General features: G+C 75.9%; 21 protein-coding genes and 1 riboswitch. Of the genes, 11 read left to right on the forward strand and 10 right to left on the reverse strand.

Annotated elements, in window-relative coordinates; translation table 11 throughout:
* Positions 1-54 precede the first annotated feature (54 nt).
* Both ACI78Q_RS03280 and ACI78Q_RS03285 read right to left on the reverse strand, forming a co-directional pair.
* Positions 55-1,254: a fatty acid desaturase family protein gene (locus ACI78Q_RS03280; protein ID WP_456921884.1), complete on the reverse strand. Its 1,200-nt coding sequence runs from the start codon at positions 1,252-1,254 to the stop codon at positions 55-57.
* Between the two features lie 34 nt (positions 1,255-1,288).
* Positions 1,289-2,389, reverse strand: coding sequence for a ferredoxin reductase (locus ACI78Q_RS03285; protein WP_456921885.1), 1,101 nt, complete (start codon positions 2,387-2,389; stop codon positions 1,289-1,291).
* 101 nt (positions 2,390-2,490) lie between these two features.
* On the opposite strand from ACI78Q_RS03285, the gene ACI78Q_RS03290 reads away from it, so the two are divergent.
* The 3 genes from ACI78Q_RS03290 to ACI78Q_RS03300 are packed head-to-tail and all read left to right on the forward strand — an operon-like array spanning position 2,491 to position 5,587.
* On the forward strand, positions 2,491-3,684 hold the full coding sequence (locus tag ACI78Q_RS03290) for a PucR family transcriptional regulator (protein ID WP_456921886.1): 1,194 nt from the start codon (positions 2,491-2,493) through the stop codon (positions 3,682-3,684).
* A gap of 23 nt (positions 3,685-3,707) precedes the next feature.
* Positions 3,708-4,289 carry an RBBP9/YdeN family alpha/beta hydrolase gene (locus ACI78Q_RS03295; protein ID WP_456921887.1) on the forward strand — a complete coding sequence of 194 codons (582 nt, stop codon included), beginning with the start codon at positions 3,708-3,710 and terminating at the stop codon, positions 4,287-4,289.
* Positions 4,286-5,587: a CoA transferase gene (locus ACI78Q_RS03300; RefSeq protein ID WP_456921888.1), complete on the forward strand. Its 1,302-nt coding sequence runs from the start codon at positions 4,286-4,288 to the stop codon at positions 5,585-5,587. Before ACI78Q_RS03295 ends, ACI78Q_RS03300 begins: the two co-directional genes overlap by 4 nt.
* A gap of 201 nt (positions 5,588-5,788) precedes the next feature.
* Here the strand turns inward: ACI78Q_RS03300 and ACI78Q_RS03305 are convergent, their stop codons facing one another.
* Positions 5,789-6,394, reverse strand: a complete 606-nt coding sequence (locus ACI78Q_RS03305) for a class I SAM-dependent methyltransferase (protein WP_456921889.1) — start codon at positions 6,392-6,394, stop codon at positions 5,789-5,791.
* A 7-nt stretch (positions 6,395-6,401) separates the two neighbouring features.
* Here ACI78Q_RS03305 and ACI78Q_RS03310 point away from each other — a divergent pair, with 7 nt between their 5' ends.
* Positions 6,402-6,599, forward strand: a complete 198-nt coding sequence (locus ACI78Q_RS03310) for a hypothetical protein (RefSeq protein ID WP_456921890.1) — start codon at positions 6,402-6,404, stop codon at positions 6,597-6,599.
* Here the strand turns inward: ACI78Q_RS03310 and ACI78Q_RS03315 are convergent.
* Entirely contained in the window at positions 6,565-7,932 is a 1,368-nt protein-coding gene (locus ACI78Q_RS03315; protein ID WP_456921891.1) for a DNA polymerase IV, read from the reverse strand. The two genes, ACI78Q_RS03310 and ACI78Q_RS03315, sit on opposite strands and share 35 nt — an antisense overlap.
* A 143-nt stretch (positions 7,933-8,075) precedes the next feature.
* Here ACI78Q_RS03315 and ACI78Q_RS03320 point away from each other — a divergent pair, with 143 nt between their 5' ends.
* Together ACI78Q_RS03320 and ACI78Q_RS03325 are read left to right on the forward strand one after the other, a co-directional pair.
* On the forward strand, positions 8,076-8,636 hold the full coding sequence (locus ACI78Q_RS03320; protein ID WP_456921892.1) for a hypothetical protein: 561 nt from the start codon (positions 8,076-8,078) through the stop codon (positions 8,634-8,636).
* On the forward strand, positions 8,627-10,183 hold the full coding sequence (locus ACI78Q_RS03325) for a flotillin family protein (RefSeq protein ID WP_456921893.1): 1,557 nt from the start codon (positions 8,627-8,629) through the stop codon (positions 10,181-10,183). Before ACI78Q_RS03320 ends, ACI78Q_RS03325 begins: the two co-directional genes overlap by 10 nt.
* 3 nt (positions 10,184-10,186) lie before the next feature.
* On the opposite strand, the gene ACI78Q_RS03330 is transcribed toward ACI78Q_RS03325, so the two are convergent.
* The 5 genes from ACI78Q_RS03330 to ACI78Q_RS03350 form a co-directional block, all read right to left on the reverse strand.
* Positions 10,187-10,876: a TenA family protein gene (locus ACI78Q_RS03330; protein ID WP_456921894.1), complete on the reverse strand. Its 690-nt coding sequence runs from the start codon at positions 10,874-10,876 to the stop codon at positions 10,187-10,189.
* The gene (gene thiD / locus ACI78Q_RS03335; protein WP_456921895.1) at positions 10,873-11,715 is read right to left on the reverse strand and encodes a bifunctional hydroxymethylpyrimidine kinase/phosphomethylpyrimidine kinase; all 843 of its coding nucleotides are present in this window, start codon (positions 11,713-11,715) and stop codon (positions 10,873-10,875) included. The genes ACI78Q_RS03330 and thiD overlap by 4 nt, the downstream gene beginning before the upstream one ends.
* On the reverse strand, positions 11,712-12,383 hold the full coding sequence (gene thiE, locus ACI78Q_RS03340; protein ID WP_456921896.1) for a thiamine phosphate synthase: 672 nt from the start codon (positions 12,381-12,383) through the stop codon (positions 11,712-11,714). Before thiE ends, thiD begins: the two co-directional genes overlap by 4 nt.
* Positions 12,380-13,177 (reverse strand): hydroxyethylthiazole kinase, encoded by a 798-nt coding sequence (gene thiM, locus ACI78Q_RS03345; protein WP_456921897.1) that lies wholly within the window; start codon positions 13,175-13,177, stop codon positions 12,380-12,382. The genes thiE and thiM overlap by 4 nt, the downstream gene beginning before the upstream one ends.
* Positions 13,170-13,264, reverse strand: a riboswitch (TPP riboswitch). (Overlaps the previous gene by 8 nt.)
* Before the next feature lie 25 nt (positions 13,265-13,289).
* Positions 13,290-14,003: a DUF4386 domain-containing protein gene (locus ACI78Q_RS03350; RefSeq protein WP_456921898.1), complete on the reverse strand. Its 714-nt coding sequence runs from the start codon at positions 14,001-14,003 to the stop codon at positions 13,290-13,292.
* A 146-nt stretch (positions 14,004-14,149) separates the two neighbouring features.
* On the opposite strand from ACI78Q_RS03350, the gene ACI78Q_RS03355 reads away from it, so the two are divergent.
* A complete protein-coding gene (locus tag ACI78Q_RS03355) occupies positions 14,150-14,863 on the forward strand; it encodes a TetR/AcrR family transcriptional regulator (protein ID WP_456921899.1) in 714 nt (237 codons plus the stop codon).
* A gap of 15 nt (positions 14,864-14,878) precedes the next feature.
* On the opposite strand, the gene ACI78Q_RS03360 is transcribed toward ACI78Q_RS03355, so the two are convergent.
* Positions 14,879-16,600 (reverse strand): helicase, encoded by a 1,722-nt coding sequence (locus ACI78Q_RS03360; protein WP_456921900.1) that lies wholly within the window; start codon positions 16,598-16,600, stop codon positions 14,879-14,881.
* Positions 16,601-16,697: 97 nt separating this feature from the next.
* Here ACI78Q_RS03360 and ACI78Q_RS03365 point away from each other — a divergent pair, with 97 nt between their 5' ends.
* The 4 genes from ACI78Q_RS03365 to ACI78Q_RS03380 all read left to right on the forward strand — a co-directional run bounded on the left by ACI78Q_RS03365 (position 16,698) and on the right by ACI78Q_RS03380 (position 21,149).
* Positions 16,698-17,558 (forward strand): alpha/beta fold hydrolase, encoded by an 861-nt coding sequence (locus ACI78Q_RS03365; RefSeq protein ID WP_456921901.1) that lies wholly within the window; start codon positions 16,698-16,700, stop codon positions 17,556-17,558.
* A gap of 146 nt (positions 17,559-17,704) precedes the next feature.
* Positions 17,705-19,342: a phosphoglucomutase (alpha-D-glucose-1,6-bisphosphate-dependent) gene (pgm, locus tag ACI78Q_RS03370; RefSeq protein WP_456921902.1), complete on the forward strand. Its 1,638-nt coding sequence runs from the start codon at positions 17,705-17,707 to the stop codon at positions 19,340-19,342.
* A gap of 4 nt (positions 19,343-19,346) precedes the next feature.
* Entirely contained in the window at positions 19,347-20,438 is a 1,092-nt protein-coding gene (locus tag ACI78Q_RS03375) for a M20 family metallopeptidase (protein WP_456921903.1), read from the forward strand.
* Between the two features lie 81 nt (positions 20,439-20,519).
* Positions 20,520-21,149, forward strand: coding sequence for a TetR/AcrR family transcriptional regulator (locus ACI78Q_RS03380; RefSeq protein WP_456921904.1), 630 nt, complete (start codon positions 20,520-20,522; stop codon positions 21,147-21,149).
* Positions 21,150-21,164: the final 15 nt, after the last annotated feature.

The raw sequence follows: 21,164 nt of genomic DNA on the forward strand, positions 1-21,164 counted from the left end.
ACCAGCACTCCGGGCCTCGTCGTCGGCTCCCGCCGCCTCAGGGGCGGCCAGGGGTCAGGCCGCGGCGGCCTCGGCCAGGAGCCGGCGGCGGACCTTCGGCGACCCGGTGCTCATCTTGTAGAGCATGACCAGCTGCGAGGGCAGGTTCCGCGCCGTCGTCTTGTCCAGCCAGCCGTTGGGCAGCGACAGCCGGATGATCTTGTGCCAGGCCGACGCGACCTGCTTGGGCAGCGGCGCGGAGTGGTAGTTCAGCCCGTACCGGTCGAACAGGTCGCGGACCCTCGGCGCGATCTCGGCGTACCGGTTGCTCGGCAGGTCGGGGAACAGGTGGTGCTCGATCTGGTGCGACAGGTTGCCGGTCATGATGTGCATGGCCTTCGACCCGGAGATGTTCGCCGAGCCCAGCATCTGCCGCAGGTACCACTCGCCGCGGGTCTCGCCGTCGATGGACTTCTTCTCGAAGGTCTCCACGCCCTCGGGGAAGTGCCCGCAGAGGATGACGGAGTTCGACCACAGGTTGCGCACCAGGTTGGCCACGAAGTTGGCCGTCAGGGTCGCCAGGAAGTTGGGCCCGGACAGCAGCGGGTGGACGAGGTAGTCCTTGCGTGCCTGCCGGCCGATCTTGCGCAGCACGGCCTTGGCCCGCGCGCGGAACTCGGGGTCCCCGGTCTGCTTCTTCGCGATGACCGCGCCGAGCTCGAGGTCGTAGGCGGCGATGCCGTACTCGAAGAAGCAGGCGTTGATGAAGCTCCACAGCGGCTGCCCCAGGTACATCGGCACCCACGTCTGGTCCTCGTCGACGCGCATGATGCCGTAGCCGAGGTCGTTGTCCTTGCCGATCACGTTCGTGTACGTGTGGTGCAGCTCGTTGTGCGAGTGCTTCCACTGCTCGGCCGGGCTGGCCATGTCCCACTCCCACGTCGTGGAGTGGATCTTCGGGTCGCGCATCCAGTCCCACTGCCCGTGCAGGATGTTGTGCCCGATCTCCATGTTGTCGAGGATCTTGGCCACCGAGAGGCCGATCGTCCCGAGCACCCAGGCGGGCGGGAAGCCCGAGGCCAGCAGCACCGCGCGGCTGCCGAGCTCGATCTTCCGGTGGACGTCGATGACCTTGCGGATGTAGGCCGCGTCGGCCGCACCGCGGGTGTCGATGACGCTCTGACGGATGTCGTCGAGCTCCTTGCCGATGAGCTCGACGTCCTCGGCGGTGAGGTGGGCGATCGGGTTGACGGGCTTCTTCTGCAGGACGGTCACGCGTGAGTCCTCCGCTGGGTTCGGGGGCGGTCGGTCAGTGGTCGATGTCGCAGGCGCCGGCGGCGGCGCTCACGCAGGTCTGGATGAGGACGCCGTCCCCGGGGGCGGCGGTGGTGACCTCGCCGTTGCGCAGGTCGCGGACCGCGCCCTCCCGCAGCGGCAGCACGCAGCCGAAGCAGATGCCCATCCGGCAGCCGCTCGGCATGAGCACGCCGGCCTCCTCGGCGGCGTCGAGGATCGTCGTCGCGCCGTCGGCCTCCAGCGTCGTGCCCGACTTCACGAAGGAGACGGTGCCGCCCTCGCCGGCGACGACGGTCGTGGGGCGGAACCGCTCGGTGAACAGCCGGTCGGCCAGCCCGGCCGTCTCCCAGTGCTCCTCGAGGGCCTCCAGCAGGCCGACGGGGCCGCACGCCCAGGTGGCGCGCTCGGCGTGGTCGGGCACCAGGGCGGTGATCGCCGCGGGGTCGAGCAGCCCGGCGGTCTCGGTGTGCTGCTCGACCAGCCGGATCCGGCCGGCGGCGGCCAGCGCCCGCAGCTCGGCACCGAAGACGACGTCCTCGGCGGTGGGCGCGGAGTGCACGAGGACGACGTCGGGGAGCTCGGGGTGGTTGCGCAGGATGCCCATGACCGGCGTGATCCCGGAGCCCGCGGTGATGAACAGCGTCTTCGCCGGAGCCGGCGTGGGCAGCACGAACTCACCCGCGGCCTGGTCGAGCTGCACGATGGTGCCCGGCTCGGTGTGGTGCACCAGGTGGTTGCTGACCTTCCCGCCGGGGATGGCCTTGACGGTGATGCTGATGCAGCCGTCGGAGCGGGTCAGGTCCGAGGTCAGCGAGTAGGCGCGCCACTGGCGGACGCCGTCGACGTCGACACCGATGCGCACCCACTGGCCGGGCACGTGCGGCCGCCAGTCGGCGCCGGGGCGGATCACGAGGGTCGCGGCGTCGCGGGTCTCGTGGTGCACCGCCTCGATGCGCCCGCGCAGGGCGGCGCCGGAGCGCAGCGGGTGCACCAGGTCCAGGTAGTCGTCGGGCAGCAGCGGCGTCGTCACCAGCTCGGCGAGGCGCAGCGCCCGCCGGCGCAGGGCGGTCAGGGCCGGCCGGGCCGGGGAAGGGCGCGGGACGGTCGCGGTCATGCTTCTGATCGTTCCCAGCCCACCGTGCAATTACCTGTGCTCTCGACGTGAACCTCGGGCCGGATACTGTCTCGACCGAACAAAGAACCGGTGACGGTGAGGTGAGTGTGACGCCGGAGCAGAACCCCTTCACCCCCGCGGTGGCCGCGGCCATGCGCGCCGAGCTGCCCGCGGTGGCCGAGAGCACCGTGGCCGCGATCGTCGTCGAGGTGCCCAGCTACACCGAGGCCTTCCGGGGCGACATGGGCCGGGCGATCGAGAACGCCGTCCAGCTGGCGCTCGGGGGGTTCCTCCAGCTGGCGACGACGACGGCCGGTGTCGACGCCAGCCGGCCGATCGGTCCCGCGCTCGAGGGTGCCTACGCCCTGGGCCGCGGGGAGGCCAAGAACGGGCGGACGATGGACGCGCTGCTGGCCGCCTACCGGGTCGGCGCCCGTGTGGCGTGGCGGCACATGAGCGAGACCGCGGTGGGTGCCGGGATGCCCGCCGCCTCGCTGGCCCGCTTCGCCGAGCTGGTGTTCGCCTACATCGACGCGTTGTCGGCCTCCAGCGTCGCCGGCCACGCCGACCACCTGGCCACCAGTGGCCGCGAGCGCCGCCGTCACCTGGAGCGGCTGGCCGAGCTGCTGCTCACCGGCAGCCCGGCCTACGACCTGGCCGCCGCGGCCGAGCGGGCGGACTGGACGCCGCCGCGGACCCTCACCGCGGTGCTCCTCCCGGAGGCCCGGGCCCGCGGGGCGGTCGCCCAGCTGGATGCCCGCACGCTGCAGGCCGGCACGGACCTGCCCGGCGCCGAGCCCTCCACCGAACGGGCGGTGCTGCTCGTGCCGGACGCGGAGGGGTTCGCCCGCGGCGGCCTGCTCAAGGCGCTGTCCGGGCGCGAGGCCGTCGTCGGACCGCCGCGACCGTGGCAGGACGCCCGGTCGTCCTACTCGCGGGCGCTGCGGGCGCTGCAGCTGGGCCTGCGACCCGAGGGCGAGGCGCCGGTGGACACCGAGCAGCGGCTGGCCGAGCTGGTCCTGCGGGCCGACGGCGAGGCGCTGGCCGACCTGCGCGCCCAGGTGCTCGCGCCGCTGGAGGACCTCGCCCCGGGTCCGCGGGAGAAGCTGGTCGAGACGCTGCGCTCGTGGCTGGCGCACCACGGACGGCGGGAGCGGATCGCCGCGGAGCTGTTCGTCCACCCGCAGACCGTGCGCTACCGGATGGGGCAGCTGCGCGAGCTGTTCGGCGACCGCCTGGAGGACCCCCGCACCGTGCTGGAGCTCACGATCGCCCTGGGCACCGCCGAGCCCTGAGGCCGCTCCCTACGATCGCCGCCGTGATCGGCTTCCTCGTGGCGCACGGCTGGGAGAACCGGCGTCCGGCCGGGCACTGGCAGCACTGGCTGGCCGGGGAGCTGGCCGTGCAGGGGCACGCCGTGGCCTACCCGCAGTTCCCCTCGCCCGACGAGCCGGTGCTCGACGAGTGGCTGGCCGAGTTCCGCCGCCACCTGGCGGCCCTGGACGGCGACGAGCGGGTGCTGGTGTGCCACAGCCTGGCGGTCCTGCTCTGGTGGACGGCGCAGCCGGCACTCGGGGACCTGCAGCCCGACCGGGTCCTGCTGGTCGCCCCACCCTCCCCCGACCGGCTGCGCCGGGAGCCGGCGGTGGCCGCCTTCGTGCCCGACGGCATCGCGACGACCCCGCTGGACGACGACGTCCGCCGCCGGGTGCGGATGGTGGCCTCCGACGACGACCCGTACTGCCCGGGCGGGGCGCTGGAGGTCTACGGCAGGCCCCACGGGCTGGACCTCGACGTGGTGCCGGGCGGCGCGCACCTGGACCTGCCGGCGGGCTACGGGTCGTGGCCGGCGGTGTTGCGCTGGTGCACCGACCCGAGTGTGAGGATCACCGGTCGATGAGCGCTCTGCTCGACGAGGTCTGGCCGCTGCTGACCGGGAGTGCGGCGCCGTCGGTCCGCGTCGTCGGGGCGACCGGTCTGGGCGGGCCGCTGCCCGTGCCCGACCTCGCCGTGGGGTCGGTCGCCGCGCAGTTGCTGGCCGCGCGGCTGCTCCGCGGCGGCTCGGAGCCGGTCGAGGTGGACGCCGCGCACGTCGGGCCGGCGTTCCGCAGCGAGCGGTTCGCGGCGGTGGGCGGGCAGCCGGTCGCGCCCGGGTTCGCGCCGCTGTCGCGGTTCTGGCGGACCGCCGACGGCTGGCTGCGGCTGCACGGCAACTACCCGCACCACCGGGACGCCGCGCTGCGGGTGCTGGGGCCCGAGGGTGGCCCGGCGGCGGAGCGGTGGCGGGCCGAGGAGCTGGAGGCGGCCGTCGTCGCGGCGGGAGGTGCGGCCGCCGCCGTCCGTCCGCGGTCGGTCTGGGCGGGGACGCCGCAGGGGCGGGCCGTGGCGGGAGCCCCGCTGGTCGGGTTGCGCCGGGTTGCCGACGGGCCCGTGCGGGCGTCGTCCCCCGACGGGGTGCGGGTGCTGGACCTGACGCGGGTCATCGCCGGCCCGGTCGCCACCCGCACGCTCGCCTCGCACGGCGCGGACGTGCTGCGGGTCGACAGCCCGCGGCTGCCCGAGGACCCGGGGCAGCTGGTCGACACGGGGCCCGGGAAGCGGCACGTGCTGCTGGACCTCGCCGCGGCGGCCGACCGCCGGACGGTCGAGGGGCTGCTGGCGGGGGCGGACGTCGTGGTCCAGGGGTACCGGACCGGGGCGCTGGCGCGGTTCGGCCTGGATCCCGCTTCGCTGGCGTCCCGGCATCCGCACCTGGTCGTGGTGAGCCTGTCGGCCTGGGGCACGGCGGGGCCGTGGGCACAGCGGCGGGGCTTCGACTCGCTGGTGCAGGCGGCGACCGGGATCGCGCTCGAGTGCGGGTCGGCCGGCGAGCCCGGGGTGCTGCCGGCGCAGGCGCTGGACCACGCGACCGGTCACCTGGCCGCCGCGACGGTGCTGGCCGCGCTGGCCCGCCGCCGGGAGGAGGGCGGCGGCTGGCACGGGGAGCTCTCCCTCGCGCGCACGGCGCACTGGCTGCTGGACGCACCGCGGGTCGCGGCCCCAGCGGCGGCCTCGTCGGTCGATCCGGCGCCGTACCTGCTCTCCCTGCCGTCGCCCGACGGGCCGGTGACGCTCGTCGCGCCGCCGGGCTCGCCGCCGTGGCGGTCCGCGGCGGTCGGGCCGGCGGGTCAGCGGCCGGTCTGGCTGCCCCGGCCGTAGCCGGGGCCCTGGCGTGCGGGGTGCGGCGAAGCCTCGAGGGTGCGGCGGCGTCGGGTCACGGCGTCCTCGGAGCCGGCGCACAGCTGCCGTCCAGGTTCCCCGCTGACGATGGTGGTGCCGGGTCGACGGACCCCACCGTCCCGTTCCCACACCCCGGCACCGCTGAGCCGCGCGGGCGCGAGCGGAGCGGGCCGGCACCCCTCAGGCGGGGCGGAGGACGGCGACCAGGAACTCCGACGTCGGCGTGAACGGCCGCAGGTCCCAGGTGGCCAGCAGCAGGTCCGGCGTCCAGCCGCCGGTGCGGGTGTCGGCGAGGAAGTCGTCGAATGCGTACCCCCGGCCGGCGCCGAAGCCGATGGCCGCGCGTCCGTCGCCGGCGACGTGCGCCCGCAGCCGCTCCAGCACCGCGACGCGGGTGGAGGGCGCCAGGAACGTCATCACGTTGCCGGCGCAGACGATCGCGTCGAAGGCGCCCGCCACCCCGGCCGCCGGCAGGTCGAGCTCGGCGAGATCGCCGACCAGCCACCGCGGGCCGGGGTGGTCCTCCTCGGCGGCGGCGATGAGCACCGGGTCCACGTCCACCCCGACGACGTCGTGACCGGCCGCGGCCAGCCGGCCGCCCACCCGGCCCGGCCCGCAGCCGGCGTCGAGCACGCGGGAGCGGCGGGGCAGCATCGCGTCCACCAGCCGGGCCTCGCCGCCGAGGTCGGCGCCCTGCGCGGCCATGGTGCGGAAGCGCTGCACGTAGGCGGCCGAGTGCCCGGGGTCGTCCTGCGTCATCTGCACCCACGCGCTCTGGTCGACCATGCGGCCCATGATCGCCCCCGGTCCCGACCGAACTGCCACCCGGCTCCCAGCCCCCGGCCGGCCGGACGACGTCCTGCCGGCCGACCGGGCGGTCGACGTGGCCGCCGCCGCGCTGACGGAGCACCCCGGCGCGGTCATCGACCAGGTCGACGTCCACGTCGACTCCGACCTCACGGTGCCGGGCCGGCCGGCGTTCCCGGGCTGACCCGCCAGTCCGGCGGGTCGGCGGGGTGCAGGGCGGGGTCGTCGGAGGCCAGCGTGCGCACCGGTCCGGGCGGCGTCCCGGGGCCCTCGAAGCGCACCGTGACCCGGCCCAGGCCCCGGCCCCACACCCAGCCGGCGCCGAGGTCGTCGTGCCGGACGTCCTGCCCCGGCCACCACCGCTGCTCCGCGGGCAGCGGGGCCTCCGGCTCGTCGGGGGCCTCGTCGGGGACCGGGTCCTCCTCGGCCGGCGCGGGGTCGTCGGCCGCGAAAAGGTCGCCCTGCGCGTAGGGCGACAACCCCGAGACGCCGACGCCGAGCAACCGCAACCCCCCGGCGGTGCCGGCCTCGGTGAGCAGCCGGCGGGCGATCCCGGCGATCGCCCGCGGGTCGTCCGTCGGCTGCGGCAGCGTCTGCGAGCGGGTGAGCGTGGTGAAGTCGTAGCGCCGCAGCTTGAGCGTCACGGTCCGGCCGGACAGGGCGGAGTCGCGCAGCCGGGTGGCGACCCGCCCGGCCATCGTGTCGATCTCCCGCGTGAGGACGGCGACGTCGGTGAGGTCCCGCTCGAACGTCGACTCCTGCGACACCGACTTCGCGCCGCGCTCGGCCACCACCGGCCGGTCGTCCTCGGCGCGGGCCAGCGCGTACAGGCCCCCGCCGTGCGCCCGCCCGGCCAGCGCGACCAGGTCCGGCAGCGACCGGGCGGCGAGGTCCGCGACGGTCTTCACGCCGATCTGGTGCAGCCGCTCCGCGGTGGCCGGGCCGACGCCGCCGAGCCGGGTCACCGGCAGCGGGTGCAGCGCGTCCAGCTCCCGCCCCGGGGGGACGACGACCAGCCCGTCGGGCTTGTCGAGGTCGGAGGCGATCTTGGCCATGAGCTTCGAGGACCCGATGCCCACCGACCCGGTCACCCCGCCGGTGGCCTCGGCGATCCGCTCCTTCAGCCGGCGCCCGAGCGCGGTGACGCCGTCCACGGAGAGGTCGTGCCCGGCACCGGCCGCGAGGTCGACGTAGGCCTCGTCCAGCGAGGCGGGCTCCACCAGCGGGGAGAGCTCCCGCAGCAGTTCCATGACGACGTCGGAGGTGCGCCGGTAGGCGGCGAACCGGCCGCCGAGGAACGCCGTCCCGGCCGGGCAGCGCCGCCGCGCCTCGGCGGTGGACATCGCCGAGCGCGCCCCGTAGGCCCGCGCCTCGTAGGACGCCGTCGCCACCACGCCGCGGCCGCCGACCCCGCCGACCACCACCGGCCGCCCGCGCAGCGACGGCTTGTCGCGCTGCTCGACCGCGGCGAAGAAGGCGTCGAGGTCCAGGTGGAGGATGCTCGCCTCCCGCCGCACGCCCCACCTCCTCGCTGTCGCCGGCCCACCCCATCGTCGCCCGTCCTCCGACCGGGTGACGCGGACGCCCCGGTGCCGGTTCCGGTTGATCACCGGCGCCCGCGCCTGCGAGTGTCGGCGGCCACACCGACGGAGGGGGGCGCGTGGAGGTCGCTCTCCTGGTCGTGGGCGCGATCGGCCTCGCCGTCCTGCTGCTCTCCCTGGTCGTCGGCGAGATCGGCGACCTCGCCGGCGACGCGGACGGCCCCTTCTCCGTCCCCGCCGTGGCGGCGCTGCTCGGCGGCGTCGGCTTCGGTGGCGCCGCCGCCGCCTCGCTCCTGCCCGACGACCTCCCGGACGCCGGCCGGCTCGGGCTGGCCCTGGTCCTCGGGCTGGCGGTCGCGGTCCCGCTGGCCTGGGCCGCGGTCCGGCTGTCGCGGGCGCTGCGGAACATGCCCACCACCGAGACCCTCACCCGCCACCACCTGCTCGGGGCGCAGGGGGTCGTGGTCTCCGCCGTCCCGACCGCGGGGTTCGGGGAGGTCCGGCTGCGGGTCGCCGGCCAGCAGGTGAAGTTCGCCGCCCGCAGCGACGTCCCGCTGGCCGCCGGCACCCCCGTCTACGTCGTCGAGGCGCTCAGCGAGACCGCCGTCCAGGTGGTGTCCACCGCGCCCGACCCCCTGCCCGAGCTGCCCCAGACCGGAGGCCCCGAACCGTGGACCTGACCCTGCTCATCGCCATCGGCGGCATCGCCGTCCTGGTGCTCCTGCTCGTGCTGCTGGTGCTCTCCCGGATCAAGGTGGCCGGACCCAACCAGGCGTTCATCGTCACCGGCCGGCAGGGCCGCCAGGTGACCAGCTCCAACGGGGTGACCTCACGGGACTCCTCCGGTCAGAAGGTCGTCATGGGCGCGAGCGTCTTCGTGCTGCCGGTGGTGCAGAAGCTGCACACGATGGACCTCTCCAGCCGCCGCATCCCGGTCGGCATCCGCGGGGCGGTGTCCAAGCAGGGCGTGAAGTGCGACCTCGAGGGCGTGGCCATCGTCAAGGTGGGCGGCACCGAGGACTCCATCCGCGCCGCCGCGCAGCGGTTCCTCAACCAGCAGGAGGGCATCGACACCTTCACCTCGGAGGTGCTCGCCGGCGCGCTGCGCTCCATCGTCGGCCGGCTGACGATCGAGGAGATCATCCGGGACCGCGCGGCGTTCGCCTCCGCCGTCGCCGAGGAGGCGGAGTCCTCCCTCACCGGGCAGGGGCTGGTGCTCGACACCTTCCAGCTGCAGGACATCCAGGCCGAGGGCAGCTACCTGGCCGACCTGGGCCGTCCCGAGGCCGCCCGGGTGCTCAAGGAGGCGAGCATCGCCGAGGCCCGCGCCCGGCAGGCCGCCCAGCAGGAGCAGCTGCTGGCCGACGAGGCGATCGCCGTCGCCCAGCGGCAGCTCGCGCTCCGGCAGGCGGATATCACCGCCGAGACCGACGCGGCGAAGGCCCGGGCCGCCGCGGCCGGCCCGCTGGCGCAGGCCGCCCAGGACCAGGCGGTGCTCATCGAGCAGGAGAAGGTCGCCGAGCGGACGGCGGCGCTGACCGAGCGGCAGCTGGACACCCAGGTCCGCCGGCCGGCCGATGCCCAGCGGTACAAGGTCGAGCAGGAGGCCGAGGGCCGCAAGAACTCCGCGATCCTCACCGCCGAGGCGCAGCGGCAGGCCACCATCGCCGCCGCCCAGGCCGCCGCCGAACAGGCCAAGCTCTCCGGTGAGGGTGAGCGGGCCCGCCGCTCGGCGCTGGCGGAGGCCGAGGCGATCGAGGGCGCCAAGCGGGGTGAGGCAGAGAAGCTGCGCCGGCAGGCCGTCGCGGACGCCGTCGAGCGCGAGGGTCAGGCCGAGGCGGCCGCGATCCTCGCCCGCGGGCAGGCCGAGGCCGAGGCGCTGGACGCCCGCTCGGAGGCCTTCGCGAAGTACGGCGAGGCGGCGATCCTGGAGATGCTGGTCAAGGTGCTCCCGGACGTCGTCCAGGCGGCCGCCGCCCCGCTGGCCGGCGTGGACAAGATGACGGTCATCTCCGCCGACGGCGCCGGCTCGCTGGGCCGGTCGGTGGCGGCCAACGTCGCGCAGGGCCTGCAGCTGTCCGGCGACCTCACCGGCGTCGACGTCGCGGCGCTGCTGCGCCGGCTGGGCGGGGCGGGCGCGCCCGGCGCGGACGGTGCCTCCCGGGCCACGGACGGCGCCACCCGCATCCCGATCGTCCCGGCCACGGGTGAACCGCCGGCGAGCTGACCGTCAGAGCCGGTCCGGCCAGGTCTCCCGCTCGTGCGCCGCCCGCCAGAACTCCAGCTCGTACCGGGTGGCGACGGTGAACGCCCGCAGCATCGCGGGCTCCGCCCCGGGCGACGCGAGGGCGGCCGCGTCCACCAGTGCCCGGGCCTCGCGAGCGGCGTCCTGGAACGCCGGGGAGTCGTAGGCGGCGACCCAGCGCAGGTACGGGTGCCCGGGGACGAGCGCGGCGGTCCGGGCCAGCCGCGCGCCGACGTCCGCGTACACCCAGTAGCAGGGCAGCGCGGCGGCGGCGCCCACCGCGTACGGAGCCGTCGCCGCCGCGGCCACCAGGTAGGAGACGTAGGCCAGGCAGGTCGGTGAGGGCACCGGGTCGCCATCCGGCCGGTCGGCCGGCCGGAGCTCGGCGGCCAGCAGGTCGGCGTGCAACTGGCGCTCGACCGTCGCGGTCGTGGCCGCGGACGTCGCCCAGAAGGCCGCGGCGGCGGAGTCCGGGGCGCGGGCGGCGAGCAGGGTCAGCGCCCGGGCGTACTCGGCGAGGTAGAGGGTGTCCTGCTCCAGGTAGTGCCGGAAGGTGGCCGGCGGCAGGGTGCCCGAGCCCAGCTCTGCGAGGAAGGACAGCTCGTCGATGGCCACCCGCAGGCCGGCGGTGGCCGCCCAGGCGCGCTCGGTGAACCGCTCGGTGGACGAGGTCACGACGGCCAGATGCCGGCGAAGTGGTGGACCGGGCCGGCCCCGGAGCCGATGCCCAGCCCGGCGCCGCCGACCAGCGCGGCCTGCAGGTAGTCCCGCGCCCGCTCCACCAGGGGCAGCCAGTCGCCGGCGCCCTCCGCGGCGGCGAGGGCGGCCAGCGCCGAGGAGAGCGTGCAGCCGGTGCCGTGCGTGGCCGAGGTCGCCACCCGGGGCCGCCGGGTGGGCGTCGCGCCGGCCGCGGTGACCAGGACGTCGACGCTCTCCGCCCCGCCCAGGTGGCCGCCCTTCAGCAGCACCGCCCGCGGGCCCAGCGCCAGCAGCGCCTCGCCCTGCCCGACCAGCCCGTCGACGTCGGTCGCGGGCGCGGCGTCCAGCAGCGCCGCCGCCTCGGGGACGTTGGGCGTGACGAGGTCGGCGAGCGGCAGCAGGGTGGTGCGGACGGCGTCCACCGCCGACTCGTCGATCAGCCGGTGGCCGCTGGTCGACACCATGACCGGGTCGCAGACGACCGGGCCGGCGGGGCGGGTGGCCAGGACGCCGGCCACCGCGGCGACCACCTCAGCCGTCCCGAGCATGCCCAGCTTGGTGGCGGCGACGGGGACGTCGTCGAGCAGCGTGTGCAGTTGCTGGGCGACGAACTCCGCCGGTACCGGGTGCACGCCGGTCACGCCGCGGGTGTTCTGCGCGGTGAGGGCGGTCAGCACCGCCGTCCCGTAGGCCCCGAGGGCGCTGAAGGTCTTGAGGTCGGCCTGGATGCCGGCCCCGCCGCTGGGGTCGCTGCCGGCCACGGTGAGCGCGACCGGTACCCCGGCCCGCCGCGGGGGCGCGTCCGGCGCGGTCACCGGTGCGCCCCCGCGGCCCGGCCGGCGGCGATCCCGGTCCGCAGGGCGCGAGCCGCCGCCTCCGGGTCGGACGCGGCGCAGATCGCGGACACCACGCAGATCCCGTCGACCCCGGTGCGGGCCACGTCGGCCGCCCGGCCGGCGTCGATGCCCCCGATCGCCACCGCGGCCAGGCCACCGGCACGGGCGGCGGCCGCCAGCGCGGCGGCGCCCGCGAGCCCCAGCCCCGGAGCGGCGTCCGGCTTCGTGGGGGTGGCCCACACCGGGCTCAGCCCGACGACGTCCACGGTGCCCGCGGGCAGGGCCAGCGCCGCGTCGAGTTCCGCCGCCGAGGAGACGCTCACCCCGAGCAGCCGGTCCGGCCCGAGCAGCGCGCGGGTCTCCCCCGGCGGCAGGTCGTCCTGTCCCACGTGCGCGCCGTCGGCGCCGGCGACCACGGCGACGTCCACCGCGTCGTTGACCACCACCGCCACGTCCGGCCGGTCGGCGAGCGCCGTCTGCACCGCCCGGGTGAGCGCCAGCAGCTCCCGGCGGGAGGCGGTCTTGTCGCGCACCTGGACGGCGGTGACCCCGCCGGCCACCGCGGCGCGGACGACGTCGGCGACCGGCCGCGGGTGGCACAGCGCGGTGTCGGTGACCAGGTAGAGGGTGGGGTCGAAGCGGGTCACCGGGAACCCCGGATGTCGGCGCCGGCCAGGGAGTCGCCGTCCAGGGCGTCGAGCGCGTCCAGCCACGCGGGCGCGAAGGTGCCCGGGCCGTCGGCGAGGTCGGCGGCGACCTCGGCGGCCAGCGCCACGTGGGCGTGGGCGGCGACGGTGCCGGTGAGGGCGTCGCCGGTGGCGGCGACGTAGGCGGCGACCAGCGCACCGAGGGCGCACCCGGCACCGGTGGTGCGGGTCAGCAGTTCCGAGCCGCCGCCCACGCGGACCGTCCGCCGCCCGTCGGTGACCAGGTCGACCTCGCCGCTGACGGCCACCACCCCACCGGTCCGGCGGGCCAGGTCGGCCGCGGCCGGGGCCGCGGCGTCGGTGCCGGCGGTGCTGTCCACCCCACGGCCGCCGCTGCCCGCGCCGGCCAGCGCCATCACCTCGGAGGCGTTGCCGCGGACCACCGTGGGCCGCAGCCCGACCAGCTCGGTGGCCAGCTCGGTGCGGAAGACCAGGCCGCCGACGGCGACCGGGTCCAGGACCCACGGCGTCCCGGCGGCGGCCGCCGACCGGGCGGCCAGGCGCATCGCCTCGGCGGTGCGGGCGTTCACCGTGCCCACGTTGACCAGCACGGCGGAGGCGACGGCCGCGAAGTCGGCGGCCTCCTCCGGGGCGTCGACCATGGCCGGCGCCGCGCCGGCGGCCAGCAGGGCGTTGGCGGTGAGGGTCTGCACGACCGTGTTGGTCAGGCAGTGCACCAGGGGGGTGGTGGCGCGCAGGGCCGCCCGGGCCGCGCGCAGGTCGTCGGCATCCACGCCGTGACATCCCTTCGCCAGTACGAACTGGAGCAGGTTCGACGGGTGTGCTCTCAGTCCCCTGCGGGGACACCCCGTGTCACTTCCGCCGCCGAACCTAACAGCCGGGCCCTCAGACCGCGGCGGTCACCGCGGGCCGCGCGACCGGGACGGCCGGGCGGGGCGACGGCCGGAAGCCCCTGGCGATGAGGACGGCGGCGAGGCTCATCTCCCAGACGGTGACGGGGAGGGCGGCGACCATGCCCCACACGGAGACCTGTTCGTAGAGGCCGAACAGGATCGCGGTGGACGACGCGAAGACGACCGGTCCGCCCACGATCCCGAGGACGGCGATCCAGCGCGGCACGAGCCGGGACCGGTACACGAGGACGGCGAGCAGCAGGCTGTTCACCCCGATGACGAGGCCGGGGCCCAGCAGGAACGTCCGGTCGTGCAGGGCGACCAGCGACCGCGCGACCGCCAGCAGCCCGGCGTCGTCCGTGCCGGCCGCGGGGTCCTGCCGCAGGGTGACCACGGACAGGAGGCTGACGACGCCGACGACGATGAGCGCGGCCTCGAGCAGCCGGCCGCAGACGTAGGCCAGCGCCATGCCCTCGCCGTGCCGCCTGACCACCGGGTACAGCGTGACCGCGGTGCCGATGCACGAGGCGGCGAGCACGACCTCGAGGAAGCCGCCCCACAGCACGTGGGTGTCGGCACCGGCGCCCAGGACGTAGCCCGGGTCGCCCAGCACCGGCTGGTACAGCGCCAGCGCCACGACCGCGGTCACCGCGGCCACCACGAAGAACGTCCCCGCGACGACCGCGGTCCCTCTGTCCGTGCTCATGTCGTTCCCTCCCGGCTGAGGTGTACGGCGTACACCGATGCCGGAGACGGTAGGTGTACGTCGTACACCGGTCAAGGGCTAGGCTCGTCAGGGTGGCCTCGGCGGGGAGCTCGTCGGGGCGAGCTCGTCGGTGGGAGGGAGCCGCGATGCCCCAGCAGGCAGCCGGCGCGCGGCGCGTCCCGCTCAGCCGGGAGCGGGTGCTGCGCGCCGCGGTCCAGCTGGCCGACGAGGCCGGGATCGACGCGGTCAGCATGCGGCGGCTCGCCCAGGAGCTGGGGGTCGTGCCGATGGCGCTGTACAAGCACGTCGCCTCGAAGGAGGAGCTGCTCGACGGCGTGGTCGACGTCGTCATCGGCGAGTTCGAGGCGCCCGACCCGTCGATGGACTGGCGGACGGCGGTGCGCGAGCGGGTGCTCTCCGCGCGGCGGGCGGTGCTGCGGCACCCGTGGGCGCGGCAGGCCATCGAGTCCCGCACCCGCCGGACGCCCGCCGTCCTCGGCTACATGGACGCCGTGACCGGCACGTTCCGGGCGGGGGGCTTCTCCGCCGACCTGACCCACCACGTGATGCACGCGCTGGGCAACCGCATCTGGGGCTTCAGCCCGGAGCTGTTCGACGAGGCGCCCGGTGCGGACGCGCCGGCTCCCACCCCGGAGGAGCAGGCGGCCATGGCGGCGGAGTTCGCCCAGCGGTACCCGCACATCCTCGAGATCGCCGTGGCCGCGAACGAGGGCCCCGGGGCCGGGTCCGGCTGCGACGAGCAGTTCGAGTTCGAGTTCGCCCTCGACCTGCTGCTGGACGGGTTCGACCGGCTGCGACAGCAGGGCTGGAGCTCTCGGCCGGCCTCCGTGCCCGGCTGACGGGACCGGACGGGCTCAGGCGTCGGTCAGCGCCGTGGCCGGCAGCCAGTCGGCGTCCAGCAACTCGGCGATCTCCTGCAGGGACGACGTGTCCGCGCCGGCGGTCGACCCGCTGACCGCCAGCCGCTCCACCATCACGCGGGCGACCTGCTCCTCCACGGTGTCCTCCGCGAAGGCGACCCGCCACGGGGAGACCTGGCCGTCGCGGTGCGTGCGGCCGGTGACCTGCCGGGCCTGGATGCCGGAGAACCGCGGCTGGTGGAACAGCCCGACCCGCGGGGTGGCCGAGGCGGCGGACCCGCTCGGCAGCAGCTCGCCGGCGTGCAGGCTGATGGAGGCGGTCACGGTGAACACGCACACCGGCGCGGCGCCGGTCTGGAAGCGCAGCCGCTCGGCCTCGACGTCGAACCGGTCGCGGCCGTAGATGGCGGCGACGGGGATCCCGGAGTCGAGCAGGGCCTCGCGGATCGGGTCGGCCGCCGTCTCGACGAACTCCACCGAGACGGCCACCTGCCGCTCGGCCTCCACCTGCGCCCTGACCCAGTCGACCGTCGCCTGCGCGCGGATCAGGCCGGCCTTCTGCCGGAACCGCAGCAGCGCCGCCCGGCCGCGGGCGCTCTGCCGGGCGCGCCGGGCCAGTTGCATCTCGGTCCGGAACTCCTGCCACTCTGAGTCGTAGGCGGACCGCTCGGCGGGGGTCAGTGCGACCGGCGTCCCGGTCACCGACACCGGCCCCCAGGGCGCCGGCCGGTGCAGCGTCGCCGGTGGGGTGCCGTCGGCGAGCCACCCCTGCAGCCGGGCGAGGTCGGCGCGGCGCTCGTCGGCGTCCTCGGTCCAGGCCCAGCCGTAGCGGCCGCGTTCCACGTGGAACCCGTGCTCGGCCAGCCGGCCGGGCAGGTCGGACCAGGCGCGCAGCGGCTCGCCGTGCCGCTGCGCGAACTGCGGCGCGAGGTACGGCAGCTCCAGCGGTGTGTGCGCGGGGGTGGCGGTCGCGGCGATGACGAACGGCGCGTCCTTGACCCGGCCGGCGCCGGAGACGGCCTTCCAGTGCTTCCACCGCTGGGTCGTGGTGTGCCGGACCATGTGTGCCTCGTCGGCGATCACCACGTCGAACCGGAACTTGGCGACCTTGGCCAGGCGGTCCCAGGTGGTGACGCACCAGCGCAGCCCGCCGTCCCCGAACCCGGCGATCGAGCGCGTCCAGTGCGGGATGGTGATCGCGGCGGGGCGGTCCGCGACGACGAGCACGGTGCGGCCGCCGCGCTGCGCCGCGACCTCGCGCGCGGCGAGGACCGCGGTGCCGGTCTTGCCGACGCCGGGGTCGTCACCGAGCAGGAACACGCGGTGCCCGGCCTTCGCGGAGGCGGCGATCGCCGCGGCGCCGGTGAGCTGCTCGTCGCGCGGCTGCATCGGGCGGCCGGCGGGGAGCGGACGCGGCATCGGGTTGAGCTCGTCCTCGAGGAACCGCTCGAAGGTGTACGGCGCGGGGGCGTGGGGCGCCAGCTCCGGCGGCAGCTCGCGGCCGACGTACACGTGGGCCTGCAGGTCCGGGCGCCACTGGGCGCCGGGCGCCGGCGCGCGGAACGGGACGGCGAGCACCCACACCCGCTCCCCCGGCCCGGCGACCGGCGGCTCCGGGGCGGGCTTCGCGGCGCGGCGGGCCGGTGGCTTGCGGCGGGTGGCGGTCGTGCTGCGGGTGGTGGACCGGGTCGTCGTCCGGCGGCGCCGTCCGGGCATGGGTGCGCTCTCCTTCGTCGGCGCCGAGGGCGACCGGTGACTTCGTCGGCCGTCGACGGTAGGTGGGGAGGCCGCGGGGATCTGGTGGAATCGCCGGGTGACGACGAACTCCGACGAGCGGCTGCACGCCCGGACGCTGGGGGACGCCGGCCCGCGGGTGGTGTTCGTGCACGGGTTGTTCGGCCAGGGGAAGAACTGGACGACGATCGCCAAGGGCCTCTCGGCCGATCACCGCGTCACCCTGCTCGACCTGCCCAACCACGGGCACTCGCCGTGGACCGACCGCGTCGACTACGTCGACATGACCGGGATGGTCGCGGCGGAGCTCGAGTCGTTCGGCGAGCCGGTGACCCTCGTCGGGCACTCGATGGGCGGCAAGGTCGCGATGCAGCTCGCGCTGCGCCACCCGGAGTTGCTACGCGCCCTCGTCGTCGTCGACATCGCGCCCACGGAGTACCCCGTGTCCGGCGGCCGCACCGACGACGAGGACGAGGAGGCCTCCCCGTTCGGCGCGTACATCGCCGCGATGCGGGCCCTCGACCTCGACGCGCTCACCAGCCGCGAGGACGCCGACGCCGCGCTGCGCTCCGCCGTCCCGAGCCGGATGGTGCGCTCGTTCCTGCTGCAGAGCCTGGTCCGCGAGGGGCTCGGCGAGGGCGGCGGCTGGCGGTGGCGGCTGAACCTGGAGCTGCTCGAGCGCGACCTCGGCGAGCTGCGCGGCTTCCCCGAGCCGCCGCCGGGGGCGCGGTACGACGGGCCGGTGCTGTGGATCGCCGGGGCCAACTCGCACTACGTCCTGCCCGAGGACCGGGAGCGCATGGACCGGTTGTGCCCGAACACCCGGCTGGTGCGGGTCAAGAACGCCGGGCACTGGGTGCACTCCGAACAGCCGGAGGTGTTCCTCGAGACGCTCAAGCGCTTCCTCGCCGCGGTCGAGGGGCGGGACGGCACGGCCTGACGGGGGTGCCGGCCGAGCGGCAGGTGCTCGGCCGGCGCTCCCGGTACCGAGCGACCACACCGTCCGGCCCGGCCCTCCACGCGGACGGCCGGCGCCGCCGTGTCCACCGGTCGCGACCGGGGTGGGTCCGGGCCAAGATCGGCGACATGACCGACCCCCGCGCAGGACAGCCGGCCCGGCCGGACGACCTCATCGACGTCGCCTCGCTGGTCACCGCGTACTACACGTTGGAGCCCGACCCGTCGGACCCGGCGCAGCAGGTGGTGTTCGGTACCAGCGGTCACCGCGGGTCGGCGTTCGACGCGGCCTTCAACGAGGCGCACATCCTCGCCACCACGCAGGCGATCTGCGAGTACCGCACGGCGCAGGGCTACGACGGGCCCCTGTTCGTCGGCCGCGACACGCACGCGCTGTCCGAGCCGGCCTGGGCCAGCGCGCTGGAGGTGCTCGCCGCCAACGACGTGACCGTGCTGGTCGACGCCGCCGACCGGTACACCCCCACCCCGGCGGTCAGCCACGCGATCCTGCAGGCCAACCGGGGGAAGAGTTCCGGGCTCGCCGACGGCATCGTCGTCACCCCGTCGCACAACCCGCCCCGCGACGGCGGGTTCAAGTACAACCCGCCGTCCGGCGGGCCGGCCGACACCGACGCGACGAAGACGATCGCCGACCGCGCCAACGAGCTGCTGCGGGCCGGGCTGGAGGGTGTGCAGCGGATCCCGTTCCGCCGGGCCCGCGCGGCGGCTGCGGCGCACGACTTCCTCGGCGACTACGTCGACGACCTGCCGTCGGTCCTGGACGTCGACGCGATCCGGTCGGCCGGCGTGCGGATCGGCGCGGATCCCCTCGGCGGCGCGAGCGTCGACTACTGGGCCGCCATCGCCGATCGGCACCGCCTCGACCTCACCGTCGTCAACCCGCTGGTCGACCCGACCTGGCGGTTCATGACGCTGGACTGGGACGGCAAGATCCGCATGGACTGCTCCTCCCCCAGTGCGATGGCCTCGCTCATCGGCAAGCGCGCCGACTACGCGATCGCGACGGGCAACGACGCCGACGCCGACCGGCACGGCATCGTCACCCCGGACGGCGGGCTGATGAACCCCAACCACTTCCTCGCCGTGGCGATCTCCTACCTCTTCTCCCACCGGCCCGAGTGGGGCCAGGACACCGCGGTCGGCAAGACCCTCGTCTCGTCGTCCCTCATCGACCGGGTGGTCGCGGGCCTCGGCCGGCGCCTGGTGGAGGTGCCGGTCGGGTTCAAGTGGTTCGTCCCCGGCCTGCTCGACGGGTCGGTCGGCTTCGGGGGTGAGGAGTCCGCGGGCGCCTCGTTCCTGCGCCGCGACGGCAGCGTCTGGACGACGGACAAGGACGGCATCCTGCTGGCGCTGCTGGCCAGTGAGATCCAGGCGGTGACCGGCAGCTCGCCGTCCCAGCTGCACGCGGAGCTGACCGCGAGCTACGGGGAGTCGGCGTACGCGCGGGTCGACGCCCCGGCCTCCCGGGAGCAGAAGGCCAAGCTCGGCAAGCTCTCCCCCGGCGACGTGACGGCGACCGAGCTGGCCGGCGAGCCCATCACCGCCAAGCTCACCAGCGCGCCGGGCAACGACGCCGCGATCGGCGGGCTCAAGGTGACCACCGAGAACGCCTGGTTCGCCGCCCGCCCCTCCGGCACCGAGGACGTCTACAAGGTGTACGCGGAGTCGTTCAAGGGCCCCGACCACCTGGCGCGTGTGCAGGAGGAGGCCCGCGCCGTCGTGACCGCGGCGCTGGGTGGGAGGTGACTCGGTGGCTGACGTGGCCGCGCTCGACCTGACCGCGCTGGTGCGGGAGCTCGTCGGCCGGACGACGGTGTCGGGGGACGCCGCCGCCCAGCGCGACACCCTCGGCGCGCTCACCGAGGTGCTGCGCGAGCGGGCGCCGCACCTGGAGGTCACGGAGGGCCGCGACCCCGACCACCCGTGGACCCTGCTGCGCACCCCCACCGACCCGGGCCGCCGGCAGCTGCTGCTGGCCTGCCACGTCGACACCGTGCCGGTGCCCGACCCCGGCGCGTGGTCCCGCGACCCCTTCGGCGCCGAGCTGGACGGCGGCCGCGTGTGGGGCCGGGGTGGCAGCGACATGAAGGCCGGCGTGGTGGCCGCGGCCGCCGCGCTCGCCGCCGCCGACCCGCAGACGCCGGTCGCGCTGCTGCTCACCAGCGACGAGGAGATCGGCTCCCAGGGCGCCGCCGCCGCGGCCGCCGCGGTCGCCGACCAGGCGGTGGGCGCGGTCGTCGTCCCGGAGGCCACCGGCAACCAGGTCGTCCTCGGCCACAAGGGTGCGCTCTGGCTGGCCGTCCGGACGGCCGGGCGGGCCGCGCACGGCTCCACGCCCGAGCGCGGGCACAACGCCGTCCTCGACCTCGTCGCGCTGCTCGCCCGCGCGGGCAGCGCCCTGCCGTTCCGCACCGACCCGTTCCTGGGCACCGAGACGTGGAACCCCGGCGTGGTGGCCGGCGGCACGGTGCCCAACGTCGTCCCCGACCGGGCCGAGGTGGTGGTCGACATGCGCACCGTCGCCGCCGGCGACGAGCTGCTGGCCTGGTGGCGCGGCCAGCCGGAGGTGGCGGACGTCGACGTGCGGGTCGACCTGCCGCCGGTCGGCACCCCGGCCGACGACCCGTGGGTGGCCGCGCTGCCGGCCACGGTGCTGCCCACACCGGCCACCTACTTCACCGACGCGTCGGTGCTCGGCCAGGTCGTGGGCGGCGCCCCGATCGTCGTCTGGGGTCCGGGCACGCCCGCGGTGATGCACGCCGTCGACGAGTACGTCGAGCTCGCCGAGCTCGAGCAGGCAGCCGCGGCGTTCACCGACGTCGTCGCCCGCTGGCGCGGCTGACCGCAGCCTGCTCCCGGCACGTCCCCAGGGCGAGGCAGGTCACGTCTCGATACACGGGTGTATCCGATACAGTCGTGCATCGTGACGAGCGAGGACCTCGACCGGCCCAAACGCCGCCGTGAGGTCACCGTGGAGCGGCTGCTGGACGCGGCGCTGGAGACCTTCGCCGAGGTCGGCTTCGCCGCGGCCAGCGTCGAGGACATCTGCCGCCGCGGTGGCTTCACGCGCGGCGCGTTCTACTCCAGCTTCCGCACCAAGGACGAGCTGTTCGCCGCCCTCTACGAGCGGGAGACCCGGCGCGAGCTGTCGCGGGCGGAGGAGCAGCTGGCCGGCCTCGAAGGGGAGGACGACCCGGTCGCGGCCGCGGTCGAGCGCTGCCTGAACACGCTCCGCGCCGACCGGACGTGGGTGCTCGTGCACACCGAGTACACGTTGCACGCCGCCCGGCACCCCGAGGCCGCCGCCGCGCTGCGCCAGCACACCGCCGCCATGCACGCGCAGGTCGCCACGCTGATCGAGGGCGCGGTCACCCGGCTGGGGCTGCGCCTCACCGTGCCCGCCGGGCAGCTGGCCCGCGCCCTCATCGCCCTGCACGAGGGCACCGTCCTGCGGTCGGTCGCCGACGACGCCGTCGACCCGTCCACCCCGGGCGACCCCGACCTCGAACACACCGCGCTGCTGCTCCTGCTGCGCGCGGCCGTCTCCCACTGAACCCGGAGCACTCGA

This window comes from Geodermatophilus sp. SYSU D00705 (assembly GCF_054050135.1).

Coding starts and splice junctions, on each gene's coding strand:
- ACI78Q_RS03285 (WP_456921885.1), bottom strand. CDS start 2,389: ATGACCGCGACCGTCCCGCGCCCTTCCCCGGCCCGGCCGGCCCTGACC.
- ACI78Q_RS03300 (WP_456921888.1), top strand. CDS start 4,286: ATGAGCGCTCTGCTCGACGAGGTCTGGCCGCTGCTGACCGGGAGTGCG.
- ACI78Q_RS03305 (WP_456921889.1), bottom strand. CDS start 6,394: ATGGTCGACCAGAGCGCGTGGGTGCAGATGACGCAGGACGACCCCGGG.
- ACI78Q_RS03310 (WP_456921890.1), top strand. CDS start 6,402: ATGATCGCCCCCGGTCCCGACCGAACTGCCACCCGGCTCCCAGCCCCC.
- ACI78Q_RS03350 (WP_456921898.1), bottom strand. CDS start 14,003: ATGAGCACGGACAGAGGGACCGCGGTCGTCGCGGGGACGTTCTTCGTG.
- ACI78Q_RS03355 (WP_456921899.1), top strand. CDS start 14,150: ATGCCCCAGCAGGCAGCCGGCGCGCGGCGCGTCCCGCTCAGCCGGGAG.
- ACI78Q_RS03360 (WP_456921900.1), bottom strand. CDS start 16,600: ATGCCCGGACGGCGCCGCCGGACGACGACCCGGTCCACCACCCGCAGC.
- pgm (WP_456921902.1), top strand. CDS start 17,705: ATGACCGACCCCCGCGCAGGACAGCCGGCCCGGCCGGACGACCTCATC.